This is a genomic window from Phyllobacterium myrsinacearum (assembly GCF_014138285.1).
Classification (GTDB): Bacteria; Pseudomonadota; Alphaproteobacteria; order Rhizobiales; family Rhizobiaceae; genus Phyllobacterium; species Phyllobacterium myrsinacearum_A.
In genome coordinates this window covers 291,859-309,659 of sequence record NZ_JACGXN010000006.1, presented here as the reverse complement: position 1 = coordinate 309,659, position 17,801 = coordinate 291,859, and the positions used below count along the sequence as shown (strand labels likewise).

Here is a 17,801-nt window from a genome sequence, read left to right as displayed (position 1 = left end):
CCAAGGGCGAACTCATCACCAGCGCCAATGCCGCACCCATCCCCGGCTCCAAGATCGTCGAACTCAGACAAAGACAGGACAAACTCGTTTATGGCTGATTTGCGTCAAGCCAATTGACGCCACTATTGGGCCGTTCTGATCCAAGATCAGGACGGCTTTTTATTTCGAGCCTGAACAAAATCACTTTATCGCGTGAAAACAACACCTTGGTGAAACTTCGGGTGTCAATAAATGCGCGCAAATAAATCTGTATAAAACCTGCGTCTCCTTGAAAAAACCGTGTCAAGCGCCAATATTAATAAATGGTTAACGACTGAGTCTTTGGTGCAGGAGAATGAAGTGCCAGCGTATCAAGTCAAATTCGCCTATCTGACCAAGTACAAACAGACACGTCATCTGTTTCATCAGCTTGTAATTGCCGAAGATGAGGCAACAGCCCTCGCCGAAGGCCGCAAGATGATGAACAGACGCTCCCCCAATGCACGAATCATGCATGAGTCCTGCGTACTTCGCCCCGACAGCGAAGAAGTCGAAAGCGCTACGGCCAAAGGCTGGGTTCTCAACGACAACTGGTGGTCACGGCCAATCAAGCCGGATGATGATCTTGCGGCGATTGCCAAGCATGGCTTTGCCCACAGCAATCACATCCACGCCAAGTCGGCCATGGATTGCGTCGCCATCGACAAATACGCCGCCTGATTCGCCGCGGACCGACTCATAGCTCGGTCCGCATGCTCCACAATTCAGGAAACAGCACGATATCCAGCATCTTGCGCAGGTAGTTGACGCCAGATGTGCCGCCTGTACCTGTCTTGAAACCGATGATCCGTTCAACCGTCGTCACATGGTTGAAACGCCATCGGCGGAAGTAGTCCTCGAAATCCACCAGCTTTTCCGCAAGTTCGTAGAGCGGCCAGTGAGCCTCCGGCGAGCGGTAGACCACCAGCCACGCATCGCGCACGCTTTCGTTGGCCTCGTAGGGGAGTGCGCAATCACGCTCCAGCACCGCTTTATCAATGGCAAAGCCTTTGCGCGCAAGCAGCCGGATCGACTGGTCGTAAATACTGGGCGCGCGCAGGATACCATCAAGCCACGCATGAATATCAGGCTTGTGCGCATGCGGGCGCATCATGGCGGCGTTCTTGTTGCCTGCCAGAAACTCGATCGCCCTGTATTGGAACGACTGAAAACCCGAGGACATGCCCAGCGCTTCACGGAAGGTCGTGTATTCGCTCGGCGTCATGGTTCTCAAGACGTCCCAGGCGGAATTCAGCTGGTCGAGAATGCGCGATACACGGCTGAGCATCTTGAATGACGGTGCGAGATCATCTTTCGCAATGTGTTCGCAAACAGACATGAGTTCGTGAATCACCAGCCGCATCCAGATTTCCGATGCCTGATGCTGCACGATGAACAGCATTTCGTCGTGCGCCTCGGACAGCGGCGCCTGTGCCGTCAATATCTTGTCGAGGCGCAGATAGTCGCCATAGGACATGCGTCCGTCGAAGGACATCTGTGCGCCTTCAGTCTCGGGATTGTAAGGTGTGCGGCTCATGTCACGGCTCCCCGCACCTTGTATTCGGGCGCGTCCCAGGCCCGTGTCGTCAGGATTTCCCGCAGGATGGCAACTGCTTCGGCAACTTCGGCAAAGCTCAGGTAGAGCGGGGTGAATCCGAAGCGAATGATATCGGGAGCGCGGAAGTCGCCGATGACACCGCGGGCGATCAGCGCCTGCATGATGGCATAGCCATTCTCACAGGAATAGGAAACCTGGCTGCCACGCTGTTCAGGATTGCGCGGTGTGACCAGCGTCAGGCCGAATTCATCGGCAAAACCCTCAACTTCCTGAATGAAGAAATCGCAGAGCGCAACGGACTTGGCCCGCAGCGCATCCATGTCCACTTCATCCCAAAGGGTCAGCGCTTCATCCATGGCCACCATGCCAAGCACGGATGGCGTGCCGCACAGATAGTGCTCGATGCCGCCTGATGGTGCATAGGATGGTTCGAACGCGAAGGGCGCGCGATGCCCGAACCAGCCCGACAACGGCTGGCGAAAGCCGCCGTGGTGGCGCGGATTGACGTAGAGAAACGCCGGGGCACCGGGTCCGCCATTCAGATATTTATAGCCGCAGCCAATGGCAAAATCCGCATCGGCTCCGGCAAGGTCGATCGCCATGGCTCCGGCCGAGTGAGCCAGATCCCAGATAACCAGAATTCCCCTGTCATGTGCTGCTTTGGTGATCGCAGTCATATCGTGCCGGTACCCCGTGCGATAGTTCACATGGGTCAGCATCAGGACAGCCACGTCGTCGGTGAGCATAGCGGGAATATCGGCAGGCTTTTCGGCCAATGCGAGCTGATGGCCCTGACCAATCTGCTTGGCCACGCCTTGCGCGATGTAAAGGTCGGTCGGAAAATTCTCCCGTTCTGAAACAATCCCCGTCCTGCCGGGATTGAGACTGAGCGCCGCAGAAAGCACCTTGAACAGATTTATGGAGGTACTGTCTGCCGAAACGACAGTGCCTTCCTGCGCGCCGATCAGACGCGCAATCTTGCCGCCGACCTTTTGCGGCAGATGCACCCAGCCGGCCGTGTTCCAGCTCCGGATGAGTTGTTCTCCCCATTCATCGCTGATGGTACGGGCAACCCGGGCTTTCACTGTCTTCGGCAAGGCACCCAGTGAATTGCCGTCGAGGTAAACGACGCCATCCGGCAGATCAAAACGCTCGCGAAAATGCCGGAGGGGATCTGTCTGGTCCGAATGTGCTGCATTGATCCGTGTCATCGTCACTCTTCTCTTTGTTCTGTCAGGCGGCCGTATCAAAACCGGCAATACCGCTGGCTTTGGCAAGTTTCAGAAAGGCGTCTTTGGCAAGCCGCACATGATCGAGCATCAGGGCCTCAGCCTTGACCTTGTCCCGCGCGAGTGCGGCTTCCATCAGGGCGGTGTGGGCGTCGATTCCCAGCGCTTCGCGTGAAAGATTGCCGAGTGACTTGTCGCTGTTTTCCTGTGCAACACGCGTCAGGTGATCAATCCGCAGGATGATGTGGCGGCGATAACGGTGCAACTGCGCGTGCAGCTGCTGGGCGAAATTCAACAACCATTTGGAGGAAGCTCCGGCGATGAGCGCCATATGGAATTCGGTATGGGCAATATCCCAGATATCGATCGCCTCAAACTGCGAAAAGGAATTGGGCACATCACAGGTCGACAGGCGGTAATGGGCACCGACGAGATTGGCCTCCCAGTCCCGGTTGCCATTATCGATGGAGCTGATGAGAAGCTGGGTTTCGATGACGGAACGTGCCGCTTCCAGATCCTGCAATTCCTCCAGGGTCACGATAGCCACGCGAAAGCCCTTGTTGGCCTCGGTCGTCACGAAACTCTCCGCCTGCAGCCGGTTCAGCGCCTCCCGGACCGGTGTGGCGCTGCTTCCAAGTTCGGCGGCCAGTGCACGCAAACGCAACGACTGCCCGGGTTGCAGATCGCCGTTCAGGATGCGTGAGCGCAACGCTGTATAGAGGTTTTCCGACTTGATACTTTCGGCCATTGCGTTCCCTCGGCCTTCGCCATTTTCTATTTGTATATCATTTCACGTTTGTTATATTATTTTCAAGCCTGAGGAGGCGAGGCCAATAAAAAGCCAACAAAAAGTGGAGAACAATCAATGATCGGTGCAAAATACGTCGTGCGGACAGCGCTTGCTGCAGCACTGGGAATGGGGCTTGGGCTTAGCGCAGCCTATGCGGAGACAAAGATCGGCATTGCGCAGTTCGGCAAGCATCCGCAGCTGGACGAAACCGTCACCGCCTTCAAGGCCGAACTGGTCAAGCTCGGCATCGCCGATGCAGTTTTCGATGAACTGCAGGTCAATTTCGATGCAACCCTTATCCCGCAGATGGTCACCAAGCTGGCCTCGGCCAATCCGAAACTGATTCTCGCCGTTACGACGCCCGTCGCGCAGGGTGCACGCCAGATTGTTGGCAATACCGGCACCCCGGTTGTTTTCGCCGCCGTAACCGATCCGGTCGTTGCCAAACTTACTCCCTCCTGGGAAGCCGGCGACAAGAACATGACAGGCGCTTCGGACCTGCAGGATGTCGATTCGGTCGTCAAATTCATCAAGAAGCTGCTGCCCGATGCCAAGCGCCTCGCCTATCTCTACAATCCGGGCGAAGACAATGACGTTGCCGTGCTGAAGCTGGTCAAGGAAGCCGCGGCGGCTCAGGGCCTCACGGTTGTTGAAGTCGGTCTCGACAACACCAACGATATTCCGATCCGTGTGAGCTCGCTCGCCGGCAAGGCCGATGTTATTTACGTTCCAGCATCCAATCTCGTGCAGCCTGCGGTTCCGGCTGTTGCTGCCGCAGCCCTCAGCATCAATATCCCCATCGTCAATGCATCGGCCCAAGCCGTGCGCGATGGTCTGGTCGCGGCCGCATTTGAGGTGTCCTACACCAAAGTAGGTCAGAACGCTGCGAAGCTTGCAGCCGAAATCATTGCCGGAAAGTCTCCTGCCAGCCTCGCGCCTATCAAGCCGTCCTATGCGGATCACACGGCGCTGATCAACGAGAAGGTTTTGGAAAAAACCGGGCATAAAGCACCGGATACATTCAAAGATTGCGGCTGTTTCGTCAAATAAGCCTTCTCCTATCGTCTGCAAACATATAGTTCCTGCGCCATCACAGGCGCAGGAACTTTTGACATAGGGCGTTTTGCTCTGGTTTGAGGGGCTCAAACATGACTACCGACATGCTTGCCGTAACGGGCGGCACAAAGATTTTTTATCGCGGCACGCTGGACGAACGGCGGGCGCTTGATGGATTGAACATCGCGCTCAGGCCGGGTGACTTCTGCATTGTCATCGGCAGCAACGGCGCAGGCAAGTCCAGTTTCCTCAATGCCGTCTCGGGCAAACTGCCGCTCGATTCCGGGCGTATCAAGATCGACGGACAGGACGTCACCAAACTGAATGCCCACCGGCGCGCCCAGTTCATTGCCCGTGTGTTTCAGGACCCGATGATCGGCACTGCGCCAACCATGACCATCGGTGAAAACATGCTTCTGGCCGAACTGCGCGGCAAGCCGCGCGGCTTTTCCTATGGTTTGACCACCGCCCGCAAGGCCAGGTATCGCGAACAGCTTTCCGAGCTCAATCTAGGCCTGGAAAACCGGCTGGATATGCCGGTTGGTCTGCTATCCGGCGGACAGCGTCAGTCCTTGTCATTGGTGATGGCGGTTTCGACCCGCCCGAAGCTGCTGCTCCTTGACGAGCATACGGCGGCGCTTGATCCGCGCACGGCCAAACTGGTGATGGATACGACCGTACGCGCAGTGGAGGAGCTGAAGCTGACCACACTGATGGTTACGCACAATATGGAACATGCGATCAAGTACGGAAACAAGATCGTCATGATGGACGCAGGCAAGGTGCTGCTGGAAATCGGACAGGAAGAGAAGAATGGCATCACCGTGCCTGACCTCATCGACCGGTTTCACACGAAATCCGACGCCATCGCGTTGCAGGGGAGTTAAGCGATATGCTGGACATTCTTACCAGTTTCTACGGTCTCATTCCCGTTACCATCGCGCAAAGTCTCATCGTCGCCTTCGTGGTGCTCGGCGTCATGCTGCCGTTCCGCATCCTGAATTTCCCCGATCTGACATCGGAAGGCGCCTTCCCGCTCGGCGGCTGCGTTTGCGGCACGCTGATTACAATGGGCGTCAATCCGTTTCTGGCATGCGGTGTTGCGCTGCTCTGCGGCTTTCTGGCGGGCTGCACGACCGCCTTCATCCACCTGCGCTTCAAGATCAATACGCTGCTGGCCGGCATTCTTGTCATGACGATGCTCTACAGCATCAATCTACGCATCATGGGCCGGACCAATATTCCGCTTTTCACCTATGATACGATCTTCACTATTCTGGCAGGACCATCGGCCAATGTTTCATGGGTCAAGATCATCATCGTCGGGGCGCTCATCGCTCTGGTCGTGGGCGCAATGCTGTATTTCTTCATGTCCGAGAAAGGCACATCCATGCGCGCTGTCGGCGCAAGCCCTGACATGGCTGAGGCACAGGGCATCAATGTGAGCATCGCGACCATCATGGGTGTCGGCGTTGCCAGTGCGCTCTCGGCCACCGGCGGCAGCATCATGGTGCAGACGCAGGGCTTCGTTGACGTCAATATGGGCTTTGGTATCCTGATCAACGGACTTGCCGCGCTGATCATCGGTGAAGCGATCACCGGACGGCAAACGATTTTCCGTCAGGTCATGGCACCCGTGGTCGGGTCCATCGTCTATTATCAGTTGATCTCCTTCTGTCTGACGCTTGGATTGGCTCCTGCTGACCTCAAATTTGCCACCGGCGCGTTTGTTCTGCTCATGCTGGCTTTGCCAAACCTGCGCAAATCCGGTTCCGGCACGCAAATTCGCGAGAAGGTTCGGGAATAGGCATCCGCCTGCTGAGCCCGGCATTTTGCTCCGGACTTGGCCTCTGATAGTCTTGGCCAACGACATCGATGGGGGGGAACCGTCATGAGCGCGAAATTCGATTGGGACGCAGCCTATTCCAATGGTGCCTACATTCCGGGCGGGAACGATTTCCCGCCAAGATGGAAAAGTCTCGCCTCCGATTTTCGCGAGGAAATGACTGCCGTCGGTCGGCTGAAAGCCGACATCAGCTATGGCGCGCACGAACGCAATGTCCTCGATCTTTTTATGCCGCGCGGCGAGGTAAAGGGGCTGGTTGTCTTCGTGCATGGCGGGTTCTGGATGAGTTTCGACAAATCAACGTGGTCTCATCTGGCAAAGGGCTCGCTTGCGCATGGGTTTGCCGTTGCCATTCCTTCCTATGTACTCTGTCCGCAAGCCCGCATCAGTGACATCACCGTTCAGATTGGAATAGCAATCACGCATGCCGCCGGAGAAATCCCCGGACCGGTCCATCTGACGGGACATTCGGCAGGCGGACATCTTGTGGCACGCATGGTGTCATCCACCTCACCGCTCGGTCAGCCAATTCGCCATCGCATCCACAAAACGGTGCCCATATCGGCGATTGGTGATCTGCGTCCCCTCATGAAAACACGGATGAATGAAACGTTTCATCTCGATCCTGTCGAGGCGCGGCTGGAGAGCCCTGCCCTGCTCGAGCCCCAGGAAGGTGTTGATGTAACGGCCTGGGTCGGCGGCGCAGAACGACCAGAATTCGTGCGCCAAAGCGCCCTGCTGGCCAATATCTGGTCAGGATTCCAGTGCCATGCAGATGTTGTGGAAGAGGCGGGAAAGCATCATTTCGATGTGATCGACGGCCTTGCCGATGGGGATCACCCCCTGACACGCACGCTGCTCTGCCTGTAGAAACGGGAACGCCGAATCAAAAGACTGCCAGAGTTGGGATATGGCCCTGGCAGTCTTTTCGATTTGTTGATTTCAATAAATCAAGTTATTTTATGCACTTAGACGCTTTGAAACCTCAGGCGTCATGGCATTTGCCGGTAGCCCGAGGGCATGGGCAATACGTTCCAATTTAGTCGGGTCGGAATTCTGACCGCTTTCAATTGTATCAATTTCGAGGCTCGTGAGACCGCACGCAACGGCCAAATCCTCTACGGAATATCCGAATTGTTCGCGGAACGCCCTAACAATGTTTGTACCATTGGCTATCGCCGTGGAAATGGCTTCTGGCAATGAATAGTCGCCGACGGTTGTGCTCATCGCTTTGCTCCTAACGTGAATGGTTGGTTAACAAATCGGAAGGCAGAACTTATACGTCCATCCGGTTGGATCAAGCCTTTTATCTGCGATCACACAAAACGTGATCGCAAAGCTCCGTCCGAACGTGCCTTATTTAGGCACCAGATTTCAGTAGACTACTGTAATTCGCGGAATGTTAACTCGACCAATTCCTAAAGAATATCAGTGGATTGTTACGCCACTGTGTCACATATGACAGGGTATATATAGGAGCGATGAGACGGAAATGAACCATCCCGCCTTGAAATATTTCAAACCGGCATTTTTACCCCTGGTTGTAACAATTCCCCTGCTGACAGGATGTGCAGGCGGTGTCTACTATGACACGTTCCGTTACGACGCGACGTGCGTCGACTCGGATGCGCGCCGTCCGGACAGGGGCCCGGTCTGCGTGGTGGAGAAGACTCACTAGGCTCTGGACCCCGGAGGTCGCCAGAAATGCCCAATCCGCCAATCAGCCGTTTTCCGACGCCCGCTGTCACGGAGTTGCCCGGAGATATTGCCGAGAGGATACTGGCGGTACAGGAAAAGTCAGGCTTCATCCCGAATGTTTTTCTGGTGCTTGCGCATCGGCCGGATGAATTTCGCGCCTTTTTTGCCTATCACGACGCGCTCATGGACAAGCCGGGCGGGCTGACCAAGGCTGAGAGGGAAATGATCGTCGTGGCGACGAGCAGCGCCAACCAATGCCAATACTGCGTCATCGCCCACGGTGCGATCCTGCGCATTCGCGCCAAGAACCCGCTGATTGCCGATCAGATCGCCACGAATTACCGCAAGGCGGATATCTCGCCGAGGCAGAAGGCCATGCTCGACTTTGCCATGAAGGTCTCTACCGAGGCCTATAAAGTCGAAGACTCGGATTTCGAGCAATTGAAGGCGCACGGGTTCTCCGAGAACGACACGTGGGACATTGCGGCGATCTCTGCTTTTTTCGCCATGTCAAACCGGCTTGCCAATACGACAGACATGCGTCCCAACGATGAGTTTTACGTGCTGGGTCGAGGATAGGCCGGCGCTTCACGCGCCTGTCATCTCACCACGTTACGCCTAAGGCACGATACAGGAGGATGACCCGATGTCTGCGATACGGAACACACTCGCCATAATAATTACCCTGCTTGCACCGATCGCTGGACCAGCCGCCTATGCTGAAACGGTTCATGACGGACGCGCCATCAGCGAGCGGCTGAAAACATTCGACCGGAACACCGTCTGGAAACCGGTGGAACAGATCACTTTGAACTTCCCGACGTTTCATCCGCAGGGAATGGTGAAGATCGGCGACATCTTCTACATAAGCTCCGTTGAGATCACCAAACCCACCACCAAATATGATCAGCCCCGTGACGGCTATGACCGGGATGCCGGCGAAGGCAAAGGCCATCTGTTCAAGGTCGACGACAAAGGCAACCTGCTTCAGGACCTCGCGCTGGGCGAAGGCTCGATCTATCATCCCGGCGGCATCGACTTTGACGGTACATCGATCTTTGTTCCGGTCGCCGAATATCGCCCGAACAGCGCCGCCATCATCTACAAGGTCGCCCCGAAAACCATGACGGCGCAGGAGGTCTTCCGGTACAAGGATCATCTCGGCGGCGTCATTCATGATACCGGGAACAAAACGCTCAATGCCGTCAGTTGGGGGTCCCGCCGCTTCTACACGTTCAAACTCGATGACAAGGGCATGGTCACCAATGCCGATACGGCGCGGACGAAGCTGGCCAAGCTCAATCCCTCGCACTACATCGACTATCAGGACTGCAAGTATCTCGGCGACAGCGAAATGCTGTGCGGTGGCTTGACTGCCTATCAGATGAAGAAGGACGGGCCCAAATTTTCGCTGGGCGGGCTGGAAATCGTCAGTCTCTCCGCCAATCAGCCTGTCTATCAGGTTCCAGTACAGCTCTGGACGGACACCGGCCTGCCAATGACCCAGAACCCCTTCTGGATAGAGCCCGCGGAGAAGGGCCTGAAGGCCTATTTCATGCCCGAAGACGACAAGTCGACGATCTACATTTATCAGGCGCAGGGCGAATAGCACAGCTGCATGAATACCTATGGCGTCAGCATCCTTGAAGGCGCCAGCGGCAGCGTGCTCGATCGCATTTCTTAAAAAAGCGTAAACAAAAATACTATAAATTATTGAAATATATAATAAAATTACTCTTTATCCTGTTTTGTGCAATGTGCATGCAATCTTCAATTGCAAAATAAACCATGTCTTCCGGCGCTATGATTTTGCAGGAAGTGGGGTGGTCGATTGCAGGGGTTTTGCGTGAGTTTCGGTGGCCATCTCATGGATCTGGCGATCATTGTGCCGGAAGACATCTGTATCAGAGCGTGATCAACCCAGGTGTATCAGGCTCTCATGAGTTGAAACCGCGCATCAACATGTCGCCGGACAGTTCGGTGGATCATGCGCTTGTATGTTTGGAGTAATGCGAATGTCCTCTCAGAGAAAGACTGTCTTGTTCGCCAGCGTGTTTGTGCTGGCCGCCGGCATGACCGGAACGGCGATAGCCGCCGATCTTTACGATCCGGCCCCTGTCTACAACGATCCGCCGGCATTCCAGTGGAGCGGTGCCTATATCGGTGCCCACGGCGGTACGGCCTTCACCAAGATGCCCAATCCCTTTGCCGACAGAAACGGCTGGAGCGGCGGTATCCAGGGCGGTTACAACTACCAGATGGGGCCAGCCGTACTCGGTGCCGAACTTGAAGGCTCATACCTCGGTGGTGCCGAACACAAGGTGCGGGGCGGCAAGATAGAGGAAAAATGGCGTGCCGCAGCGAAGGCCAAGGCTGGCCTGACATTCAATCAGACACTTGTCTTTGGCACGGCCGGTGTCGCCCTGACCAAGTTCGGTGCCGGTGACAAGGTGCGCGACACCAGTGGCTGGAAAACCGGTTACCTCGTTGGTGGTGGTGTTGAACAGGCTTTTGCCGGCGGTCTCTCCGCCAAGATTGAGTACAACTACATCCACACGCCCAATGTGAAGGCTACATCGGCTCTTGGCCGCAGTGAAACCGACATTGGGAGCCACGAACTCAAAGCCGGCATCAACTACCGGTTCTAGCAATGAGGCATGGTCCCGGTAGCCAGCGTGCACCGGGATCATGTCATGACTACAACTCCGCAGGGATGTGGATTTCAGTCCCATTCGCGTTCTTGCGGTGTAGAAGTGCCTATCCATGATGGGCACTGTTCGGAGAGAAAACGGTTTGCAGCACCGGCAGCGATCCCGCCCATCAGTCGCTGCTCGTCTAAAGACTGCTTTCTCTCCGTTCATATTCAGAGCCGCCAGCCATCAATCCAAAGGCACTGAGGGGCAGGTTCCTGGCGCTCCATTCTGACGGAAAGACAAGGGAGGCGCTTCCTCGGATCACCAGTATCCCATTCTACAGAGAGAAAGTCACGATAACTTTATATGTATAATACAAACAACATGATATTTTCTGAAATATTACAAAGTATAACTTATATTATATAAGTTTAGTCAGAATTTCGCCCGGATGTCATTATCAGACATCCGGGCGATTTATTTTATATTGGCAAGCCGCCGAGTATACCTGATATAAGATTTGCAACGGCTTCAATAACGCCTCTAATAAGATCTCCAAACATTAACATTCCTCCATGTTAATAAGTCAGCAATTACATTATTATATGGTACGTATATTTCTTACTATTAAATAGTTATCATTCATTTTTACTTCGAGTTTTTAATTATTTTACATTAACTATTTGTTTTAGAGAGAACTTGTTACAATTATTCCGTTTGAAATTTTACTCTATCATCACTTTATTTGATTATTCGTAGCGCAATGCATCAATGGGGTTCATTCGGGCAGCCCGTCGTGCGGGGAAATAGCCGAAGACCACTCCAATCAGGGCTGAGAAGCCAAAGGCAATCAGAACAATGAACGGGTCAAACATGAACGGTACGCCCATAAGGCTCACGGCCGTAAAAGCGAGCACGAGGCCAATGACCATTCCGATCAGGCCGCCAATCAGACACAGCACGATCGCCTCCACCAGAAACTGCGTCAGTACCTGACGCTCTGTCGCACCGATGGCCAGACGCACGCCGATTTCGCGCGTTCGCTCGGTCACCGATACAAGCATGATATTCATGATGCCGATGCCGCCGACCAGCAGACTGACAGCCGCGATAGAGGACAGAAGTCCAGTCAAAATCACTGTCGTCATGGAAACAATGCCGAGGATCTGGCTGAGGTCGGTCACCTCGAAATCGCGGTCAGCGGATTCGCGAATCTTGCGGCGCTCCTTGAACAGCTCCTCCAGCGCGACCTTGACCGGCGCCGTTGCCCCATCCTTCGCCGAAACGGTAATCAGCGAAACGTCGGTTGAACCGGCGATACGCCGCTGAAACATGCGAAACGGAATGAGCACCGTGTTGTCCTGATCCTGGCCATCGACGGATTTGCCCTTCGAGGCCAGCGTACCGATGACTTCGCAGGAAATGCGGTTGATGCGGATACGGTCGCCGTCAGGGATGGTTTCGCCGAACAATGCCTTTTGAACAGTAGCCCCGATGATGCAGACGGAGCGTCCGCTGCGCTCTTCCGATTCAAGAAAGTTGCGGCCCGTTGCAAGCTGCCAGTTCATTGTGGTGAAGTAATCATTGGTCGAGCCGATGATCGATGCCGTCCGGCTGTTGCCTTCGCGAATCGCGGTGCCAGATACCTGACCAAGCGGGGCGACAGCGGCGACACCCGGGATCTGATCGCGGATCGCATCGATATCCCTGATATCAAAGGTGCGGGGCGGCAGGGTCGAGCGGCGCTCTGGATTGCCCGGAGACACAAAAAGCAGGTTGGTGCCGAGTTTCGAAATTTCACCCGTCACCCTTTGCCGGGTGCCATTGCCGACCGTGACCATGGCAATGACCGCGCCGACGCCAATGACAATACCCAGCATTGTCAGGAAAGAGCGCATAAGGTTGCGCGACATGGAATGCAGAGCGAGCCGGAACGCTTCAAGCAGCATTGTCAAATTTCCTGTTTGCGTTCGTCGCTCTGGATGAGACCATCGACAAAGCGGATCGTGCGCTTGGCATAGGCAGCAATATCAGGCTCATGTGTGACCATAATCACCGTGATGCCGTTATCGCGGTTAAAACCGGAAATCAGCTCCATGATCTCGACGCTGGTCTTCGTGTCGAGATTGCCCGTCGGCTCATCGGCAAGGAGCACCTGCGGATGGGTGACAATTGCACGGGCAATCGCGACACGCTGCTGCTGGCCACCTGACAATTCCGAGGGAACATGGTGGGCGCGTGTCGCCAGCCCCACCTGGCTCAAGGCTTCAAGCGCCCGCTCCCGCCGCTCGGCGCGGCCCATACCGCGATAAATCAATGGCAGTTCCACATTCTCCACAGCCGACGTGCGGCGCAGAAGATTGAAGCCCTGAAAGACGAAGCCGAGCAATTCACGCCGCAAAGTCGTCTGCTGATGCCGGTCGAGTTGATCGATGCCTGTTCCGCCGAACAGGTATTTTCCAGTGCTTGGCCGATCGAGACAGCCGATAAGATTCATCGCCGTCGACTTACCGGAACCCGATGGACCCATGATCGCAACGAAATCGCCCCGTTCGATGGCAAAGTCGACACCCGCCAAGGCATGGACAGCGGCTTCACCCTCCCCGTAGCTTTTGGTAATCCCGCGGAACTCAATCAGAGGCACCGTTGTCTGCATGGGCTGGCGAGGGTTCATTTCGGCGGCGTGCTCGCGGCCACGATAACCTGATCGCCTTCCTTGACATCACCGGAAAGAACGATGGTATCGCGTCCATCCGTTGAACCGGTGTAAACGTCGACTTTGACAGGCTTGCCATCACGCAGCACCCAGACCGCACGTTGCGTTCCTGCTTCCTTTTTAGCCGCATCCGGTAGCGCAGGCGTTTGTTCGGTTGCAGCAGCCACCTCCGGCTTTGCAGGCGCATCCGGCGGCGTAAAGCGCAGGGCAGCATTCGGCACAAGCAGCGCATCCTTGACTTCGTTGACCTTGATATAGGCCGTGGCCGTCATACCTGGGCGCAGCGCGAGATCGTCATTGGCAACCGCCAGCATGGCCTTATAGGTAACGACATTCGAGACGGTTTCCGGCTGGAACCGGATATTGACAATCTTCGCCGGGAACGTGCGATCCGGATAGGCGTCAACATTGAATGTTGCATTCTGTTCCGGCTTGACGAGCCCCACATCGGCCTCATCGACATTCACCTGCAGTTCCATCTTTTTCAGGTTACCTGCAAGCTTGAACAAAATGGGCGCCTGAAACGCCGCAGCAACCGTTGCCCCGGGATCAACCGAACGGCTGAGCACGACACCATCGATGGGGGAAATGATCCTTGATTTCTGCAACGATGTTTCATTCACCTGCAGTTCCGCCTGGGAAACGGCCACTTCGGCATTGGCGACATCGAGCGCGGCAACGGCTGAATCATATTCCGACTTGGCAACATCCAGCTCACGCACCGATGAAACCCTGCTGTCCTGCAGCGCGGTCATACGCTCGAACGCGTTCTTCTTGGCTTCCAATGTTGCCTGGGACTGCACGACCCGGGCCCGTGAGGCCAGAAGCTTGGACTTCGAACTTTCAATGTTGGTGTTGATCGTGTCGATGTCGAGCGTAGCCAGCACATCGCCCTTGCCGACAAAGCTGTTGTAGTCGACGAGAACGGTACGCACCGTGCCGGAAAGCTCACTTGACACATCCACCTGCTCGGTGGGTTGCACCGTACCTGTCGCCGATACGGTGATAGAAAGCGTGCCCTTGGTCAGGGGTTTCTCGGTATAGGTGTAATGCGTGCCCTTGGAAAACCAGGACATCGCCAGCAGACCGCCGATAATCAGAAGTCCGCCACCCCACAGGAACGGATGCCTGCGAAAAATATTTCGCCGGCTCCTGTTGTCGACGATGGAGGCCAAAGTCTTGCTCAGGTCGGGTTGGTTGCTTGAAGAGTCCACGCCGTTACGCCATTCGCTTTATCGGTTGCATGATGCGCCAAAGCGCTTTGAGTGACATAAACGCATAAAAAACAGACTTCAATGCGATGAGCCTTTTTACTATTGACCGTCCGAACGGGCAACGAGCGTACTTCAATATCGATTCTGACGATCGCAGATGCAGATTGCGTCAGCATTGCAGACCAAATGACGAAAAATGAAGCCAAGCCAGCAGTTTGTCGGCCTGACAAACAAAAACCGGCGAAGGTTGATCCTCCGCCGGTTCTTGTGAAACAAAATTATATTACAAAGCGACGTCGAAAGACGCCTGGGTCTTGGCCTTGATTTCGTCCACCGTCACGCCGGGCGCAATCTCGATGAGCGTCATCTTCGGGTCACCACGCCGCTCGATCGTGAAGACGCCAAGATCGGTGATAACGAGATCGGTAACGCGCTGTCCGGTGAGCGGAAGCGTGCACTCCTCCAGAAGCTTGGCCTCACCCTTGGCCTCGTGTTCCATGACGACGACGACCTTCTTGACACCGGCCACCAGATCCATGGCGCCGCCCATGCCCTTGACCATCTTGCCCGGAACCATCCAGTTGGCCAGATCGCCGTTGCGGGCGACCTGCATGGCGCCAAGAATGGACAGGTCGATATGACCGCCGCGGATCATGCCGAAGCTGTCGGCACCGGAGAAATAACTGGTCGTCGGCAGTTCCGTGATGGTCTGCTTGCCCGCATTGATGAGGTCGGCGTCTTCCTCGCCCTCATAGGGGAAAGGCCCCATGCCCAGCATACCGTTCTCGCTCTGCAGCTGAACGCTCATGCCGGTCGGGATGTAGTTGGCGACAAGGGTTGGAATACCGATACCCAGATTGACGTAGAAACCGTCCTGCAGTTCCTTGGCGGCCCGTTCGGCCATCTGATCGCGTGTCCAGGCCATCTCAGTTCACCTCGCTTGCAGCGACAAGACGCGGACGGGTCGTCCGTTGTTCGATATGTTTGACAGGGTTTGGCACATGCACGATGCGCTTGACGAAAATACCGGGCGTATGGACATGGTCGCCGTCGATCTTGCCAGCATCGACAAGATTTTCGACCTCGGCAATTGTCACCTTGCCGGCGGTCGCCATGATCGGGTTGAAGTTGCGGGCCGTCTTGCGATAGACGAGATTGCCTTCCGTGTCCCCCTTGAATGCATGGACGATGGACAGATCGGCAAACAGACCGCGCTCCATCACGTAGGACTCGCCGTCAAATTCGCGCACATCCTTGCCATCGGCAATGATTGTGCCGACACCTGTCTTGGTGAAGAACGCCGGAATACCCGCGCCACCGGCCCGAATGCGTTCGGCCAGCGTGCCCTGCGGATTGAATTCAAGCTCCAGCTCACCCGACAGATATTGCTGGGCGAACAGTTTGTTCTCACCCACATAGGATGAGATCATTTTGCTGATCTGCTTGGTTTCCAGAAGCACGCCAAGGCCAATGCCATCAACGCCGGCATTGTTGGAAATAACGGTCAGGTTCTTTACCCCTGAATCCCGGATCGCATAGATCAGGGCTTCCGGAATGCCGCAAAGACCGAAGCCTCCCGCCATGATGGTCATGCCGTCGAACAGCACACCTTCCAGCGCATCGCTTACATTTGAATGAACTTTTTTCAAGAACAGTCTCCCATTGTTCTCCATCCGCTGCGGCAGGGTTTGAGAGCTGCCGTTGCCGCAACGGTATGGCTTGTCTTGGTGCCACAGGTAGTCGTATTAATACTGCATGACCGCAGCCGAGTTTCCTATCTCCGACATTGCTGTTTCAGGAAGCGCAAAACGCTTCGTCCTGACCGACATGCCGGTGCCCATGGTCTATGCGACCCACCGTATCATACGCGATTGCAATTTCGAATTCGCCGAGACCTTCGGCTATGAACGCGACGAGTTGATCGACCAAAGCTTCAGCCGCCTCTATCCAAAGATCACCGATTTCGTTCGTACCGGAGAAATGTGGCGAACAAATTTCGCCGGTGGCCGTGTCTATTACGATGAGCGGGTCATGCGGCGGCGCGACGGTGCAAGCTTCTGGTGCCGGGTACGTGGGCGCAGCGGCAATCACACCGATCCCTTTGCCGAAGCGCTTTACTGCTTCGAGCCGATGAACCGGACGGTGGCGGGCAATGCGAGCCTGATCTCCGACCGGCAGAAGCAGGTGCTGACCCTTGTCTCGCAGGGCAAGACCAATATGCAGATTGCCCATGAGATCGGGTTGTCGAAACGGACAATCGAGGCCCACCGGGCACGCATCATGCGCGCATTCGGGCTACGCAACAGCGCAGAACTGATTGCGTGGTTCTCGTCCTTGCGGTGAGAGCCCTGCTCTAGAACGTCGGCGGCGTGCAGGCGCTGACAACTTCACAGGGATTCGGGCCGACGCAGCGGAAACGATGCGGCTGTCGGCTCTCGAAGTAATAGGCGTCGCCGGGACCAAGTATCCTGCGCTGGTCGTCCACAGTCACTTCGATCCGGCCGCTGATGACGACACCGCCTTCTTCCCCTTCGTGCACAAGCATGACGCGGCCGGTATCGCCACCGGGTTCGTAGCGTTCTTTCAGGATTTGCAAGGCACGGCCAAACAGATTCTCGCCGATCTGCAGATAGGAGATATTACCCTTGCCGATTTCGACCAGTTCGCCCGCTTCGTAGAACACCTTCTGCTTGCGATCCGGTTCAATGGCGAAGAACTCGGAAAGACCGATGGGAATGCCGTCGAGAATGCGTTTGAGCGCACCGACAGATGGATTTGTCTGATTGGACTCGATCAGCGAAATGGTGGAATTGGTCACACCCGCCCGTTTGGCAAGTTCGCGTTGCGACAGGTTATGCCTTTGCCGCAGGAAACGCAGGCGTCCGCCGAGATCAATTTGCATGAAGCGCCTCTCTGACTGTTCTATATGTTTGATATAATGAATTTATGAACTTATGCTCCAGTAAAATCAATGGTTTGCATGGAGCTAGAAAAGGACTTGTTGCCCAATAGAAAGCATGGCTCCCTGCATCGAGAAGAGGAG

At 55.5% G+C, this 17,801-nt stretch carries 20 protein-coding genes; 10 read left to right on the top strand and 10 right to left on the bottom strand.

All coding sequences use genetic code 11. The annotated features are described in order from the left end of the window. Window positions 1-339 precede the first annotated feature (339 nt). Window positions 340-699 carry a hypothetical protein gene (locus tag FHW16_RS18985; RefSeq protein WP_182550837.1) on the top strand — a complete coding sequence of 120 codons (360 nt, stop codon included), beginning with the start codon at window positions 340-342 and terminating at the stop codon, window positions 697-699. Between the two features lie 16 nt (window positions 700-715). Here FHW16_RS18985 and kynA read toward each other — a convergent pair whose 3' ends face one another. The 3 genes from kynA to FHW16_RS18970 are packed head-to-tail and all read right to left on the bottom strand — an operon-like array spanning window position 716 to window position 3,553. After that, window positions 716-1,555, bottom strand: a complete 840-nt coding sequence (kynA, locus tag FHW16_RS18980; protein ID WP_182550836.1) for a tryptophan 2,3-dioxygenase — start codon at window positions 1,553-1,555, stop codon at window positions 716-718. Beyond that, window positions 1,552-2,787, bottom strand: a complete 1,236-nt coding sequence (kynU, locus tag FHW16_RS18975) for a kynureninase (protein ID WP_182550835.1) — start codon at window positions 2,785-2,787, stop codon at window positions 1,552-1,554. Before kynU ends, kynA begins: the two co-directional genes overlap by 4 nt. A 22-nt stretch (window positions 2,788-2,809) precedes the next feature. Next, window positions 2,810-3,553 carry a GntR family transcriptional regulator gene (locus FHW16_RS18970; RefSeq protein ID WP_182550834.1) on the bottom strand — a complete coding sequence of 248 codons (744 nt, stop codon included), beginning with the start codon at window positions 3,551-3,553 and terminating at the stop codon, window positions 2,810-2,812. Between the two features lie 117 nt (window positions 3,554-3,670). Here FHW16_RS18970 and FHW16_RS18965 point away from each other — a divergent pair, with 117 nt between their 5' ends. The 4 genes from FHW16_RS18965 to FHW16_RS18950 all read left to right on the top strand — a co-directional run bounded on the left by FHW16_RS18965 (window position 3,671) and on the right by FHW16_RS18950 (window position 7,367). Further along, window positions 3,671-4,645 (top strand): ABC transporter substrate-binding protein, encoded by a 975-nt coding sequence (locus FHW16_RS18965; RefSeq protein WP_182550833.1) that lies wholly within the window; start codon window positions 3,671-3,673, stop codon window positions 4,643-4,645. Window positions 4,646-4,755: 110 nt separating this feature from the next. Continuing rightward, window positions 4,756-5,538 carry an ATP-binding cassette domain-containing protein gene (locus tag FHW16_RS18960; RefSeq protein ID WP_182550863.1) on the top strand — a complete coding sequence of 261 codons (783 nt, stop codon included), beginning with the start codon at window positions 4,756-4,758 and terminating at the stop codon, window positions 5,536-5,538. Between the two features lie 5 nt (window positions 5,539-5,543). After that, window positions 5,544-6,458 (top strand): ABC transporter permease, encoded by a 915-nt coding sequence (locus tag FHW16_RS18955; protein ID WP_182550832.1) that lies wholly within the window; start codon window positions 5,544-5,546, stop codon window positions 6,456-6,458. 84 nt (window positions 6,459-6,542) lie between these two features. Then, window positions 6,543-7,367: an alpha/beta hydrolase gene (locus FHW16_RS18950; protein ID WP_182550831.1), complete on the top strand. Its 825-nt coding sequence runs from the start codon at window positions 6,543-6,545 to the stop codon at window positions 7,365-7,367. A 90-nt stretch (window positions 7,368-7,457) separates the two neighbouring features. Here the strand turns inward: FHW16_RS18950 and FHW16_RS18945 are convergent, their stop codons facing one another. Further along, window positions 7,458-7,724 (bottom strand): helix-turn-helix domain-containing protein, encoded by a 267-nt coding sequence (locus FHW16_RS18945; protein WP_182550830.1) that lies wholly within the window; start codon window positions 7,722-7,724, stop codon window positions 7,458-7,460. A 265-nt stretch (window positions 7,725-7,989) separates the two neighbouring features. Between FHW16_RS18945 and FHW16_RS18940 the strand changes: the two genes are divergently transcribed. The 4 genes from FHW16_RS18940 (at window position 7,990) to FHW16_RS18925 (ending at window position 10,843) form a co-directional block, all read left to right on the top strand. Beyond that, window positions 7,990-8,175, top strand: coding sequence for a hypothetical protein (locus FHW16_RS18940; RefSeq protein WP_182550829.1), 186 nt, complete (start codon window positions 7,990-7,992; stop codon window positions 8,173-8,175). Window positions 8,176-8,201: 26 nt separating this feature from the next. Continuing rightward, window positions 8,202-8,774: a peroxidase-related enzyme gene (locus FHW16_RS18935; RefSeq protein ID WP_182550828.1), complete on the top strand. Its 573-nt coding sequence runs from the start codon at window positions 8,202-8,204 to the stop codon at window positions 8,772-8,774. Window positions 8,775-8,841: 67 nt separating this feature from the next. Beyond that, window positions 8,842-9,804: a DUF6454 family protein gene (locus tag FHW16_RS18930; RefSeq protein ID WP_182550827.1), complete on the top strand. Its 963-nt coding sequence runs from the start codon at window positions 8,842-8,844 to the stop codon at window positions 9,802-9,804. Between the two features lie 406 nt (window positions 9,805-10,210). Next, the gene (locus FHW16_RS18925) at window positions 10,211-10,843 is read left to right on the top strand and encodes an outer membrane protein (protein WP_182550826.1); all 633 of its coding nucleotides are present in this window, start codon (window positions 10,211-10,213) and stop codon (window positions 10,841-10,843) included. 734 nt (window positions 10,844-11,577) lie between these two features. Here FHW16_RS18925 and FHW16_RS18920 read toward each other — a convergent pair. The 5 genes from FHW16_RS18920 to FHW16_RS18900 all read right to left on the bottom strand — a co-directional run bounded on the left by FHW16_RS18920 (window position 11,578) and on the right by FHW16_RS18900 (window position 16,431). After that, the gene (locus tag FHW16_RS18920; RefSeq protein WP_182550825.1) at window positions 11,578-12,777 is read right to left on the bottom strand and encodes an ABC transporter permease; all 1,200 of its coding nucleotides are present in this window, start codon (window positions 12,775-12,777) and stop codon (window positions 11,578-11,580) included. A 2-nt stretch (window positions 12,778-12,779) separates the two neighbouring features. Then, entirely contained in the window at window positions 12,780-13,502 is a 723-nt protein-coding gene (locus tag FHW16_RS18915; RefSeq protein WP_432652054.1) for an ABC transporter ATP-binding protein, read from the bottom strand. Beyond that, window positions 13,499-14,758: an efflux RND transporter periplasmic adaptor subunit gene (locus FHW16_RS18910; protein WP_182550824.1), complete on the bottom strand. Its 1,260-nt coding sequence runs from the start codon at window positions 14,756-14,758 to the stop codon at window positions 13,499-13,501. Before FHW16_RS18910 ends, FHW16_RS18915 begins: the two co-directional genes overlap by 4 nt. A gap of 283 nt (window positions 14,759-15,041) precedes the next feature. Next, the gene (locus tag FHW16_RS18905; protein ID WP_182550823.1) at window positions 15,042-15,683 is read right to left on the bottom strand and encodes a 3-oxoacid CoA-transferase subunit B; all 642 of its coding nucleotides are present in this window, start codon (window positions 15,681-15,683) and stop codon (window positions 15,042-15,044) included. Between the two features lies 1 nt (window position 15,684). Then, window positions 15,685-16,431: a CoA transferase subunit A gene (locus FHW16_RS18900; protein ID WP_432652053.1), complete on the bottom strand. Its 747-nt coding sequence runs from the start codon at window positions 16,429-16,431 to the stop codon at window positions 15,685-15,687. Between the two features lie 82 nt (window positions 16,432-16,513). On the opposite strand from FHW16_RS18900, the gene FHW16_RS18895 reads away from it, so the two are divergent. After that, on the top strand, window positions 16,514-17,101 hold the full coding sequence (locus FHW16_RS18895; RefSeq protein WP_281410131.1) for a helix-turn-helix transcriptional regulator: 588 nt from the start codon (window positions 16,514-16,516) through the stop codon (window positions 17,099-17,101). 10 nt (window positions 17,102-17,111) lie between these two features. Here FHW16_RS18895 and FHW16_RS18890 read toward each other — a convergent pair whose 3' ends face one another. Further along, a complete protein-coding gene (locus FHW16_RS18890) occupies window positions 17,112-17,660 on the bottom strand; it encodes a cupin domain-containing protein (protein ID WP_182550821.1) in 549 nt (182 codons plus the stop codon). Between the last annotated feature and the right edge of the window lie 141 nt (window positions 17,661-17,801).

Coding starts and splice junctions, on each gene's coding strand:
- FHW16_RS18935 (WP_182550828.1), top strand. CDS start 8,202: ATGCCCAATCCGCCAATCAGCCGTTTTCCGACGCCCGCTGTCACGGAG.
- FHW16_RS18955 (WP_182550832.1), top strand. CDS start 5,544: ATGCTGGACATTCTTACCAGTTTCTACGGTCTCATTCCCGTTACCATC.
- FHW16_RS18920 (WP_182550825.1), bottom strand. CDS start 12,777: ATGCTGCTTGAAGCGTTCCGGCTCGCTCTGCATTCCATGTCGCGCAAC.
- FHW16_RS18895 (WP_281410131.1), top strand. CDS start 16,514: ATGACCGCAGCCGAGTTTCCTATCTCCGACATTGCTGTTTCAGGAAGC.
- FHW16_RS18940 (WP_182550829.1), top strand. CDS start 7,990: ATGAACCATCCCGCCTTGAAATATTTCAAACCGGCATTTTTACCCCTG.
- FHW16_RS18950 (WP_182550831.1), top strand. CDS start 6,543: ATGAGCGCGAAATTCGATTGGGACGCAGCCTATTCCAATGGTGCCTAC.
- FHW16_RS18960 (WP_182550863.1), top strand. CDS start 4,756: ATGCTTGCCGTAACGGGCGGCACAAAGATTTTTTATCGCGGCACGCTG.
- FHW16_RS18915 (WP_432652054.1), bottom strand. CDS start 13,502: ATGAACCCTCGCCAGCCCATGCAGACAACGGTGCCTCTGATTGAGTTC.
- FHW16_RS18945 (WP_182550830.1), bottom strand. CDS start 7,724: ATGAGCACAACCGTCGGCGACTATTCATTGCCAGAAGCCATTTCCACG.
- FHW16_RS18890 (WP_182550821.1), bottom strand. CDS start 17,660: ATGCAAATTGATCTCGGCGGACGCCTGCGTTTCCTGCGGCAAAGGCAT.
- FHW16_RS18925 (WP_182550826.1), top strand. CDS start 10,211: ATGTCCTCTCAGAGAAAGACTGTCTTGTTCGCCAGCGTGTTTGTGCTG.
- FHW16_RS18905 (WP_182550823.1), bottom strand. CDS start 15,683: ATGGCCTGGACACGCGATCAGATGGCCGAACGGGCCGCCAAGGAACTG.
- FHW16_RS18900 (WP_432652053.1), bottom strand. CDS start 16,431: ATGGAGAACAATGGGAGACTGTTCTTGAAAAAAGTTCATTCAAATGTA.
- FHW16_RS18930 (WP_182550827.1), top strand. CDS start 8,842: ATGTCTGCGATACGGAACACACTCGCCATAATAATTACCCTGCTTGCA.
- FHW16_RS18965 (WP_182550833.1), top strand. CDS start 3,671: ATGATCGGTGCAAAATACGTCGTGCGGACAGCGCTTGCTGCAGCACTG.
- FHW16_RS18970 (WP_182550834.1), bottom strand. CDS start 3,553: ATGGCCGAAAGTATCAAGTCGGAAAACCTCTATACAGCGTTGCGCTCA.
- kynA (WP_182550836.1), bottom strand. CDS start 1,555: ATGAGCCGCACACCTTACAATCCCGAGACTGAAGGCGCACAGATGTCC.
- kynU (WP_182550835.1), bottom strand. CDS start 2,787: ATGACACGGATCAATGCAGCACATTCGGACCAGACAGATCCCCTCCGG.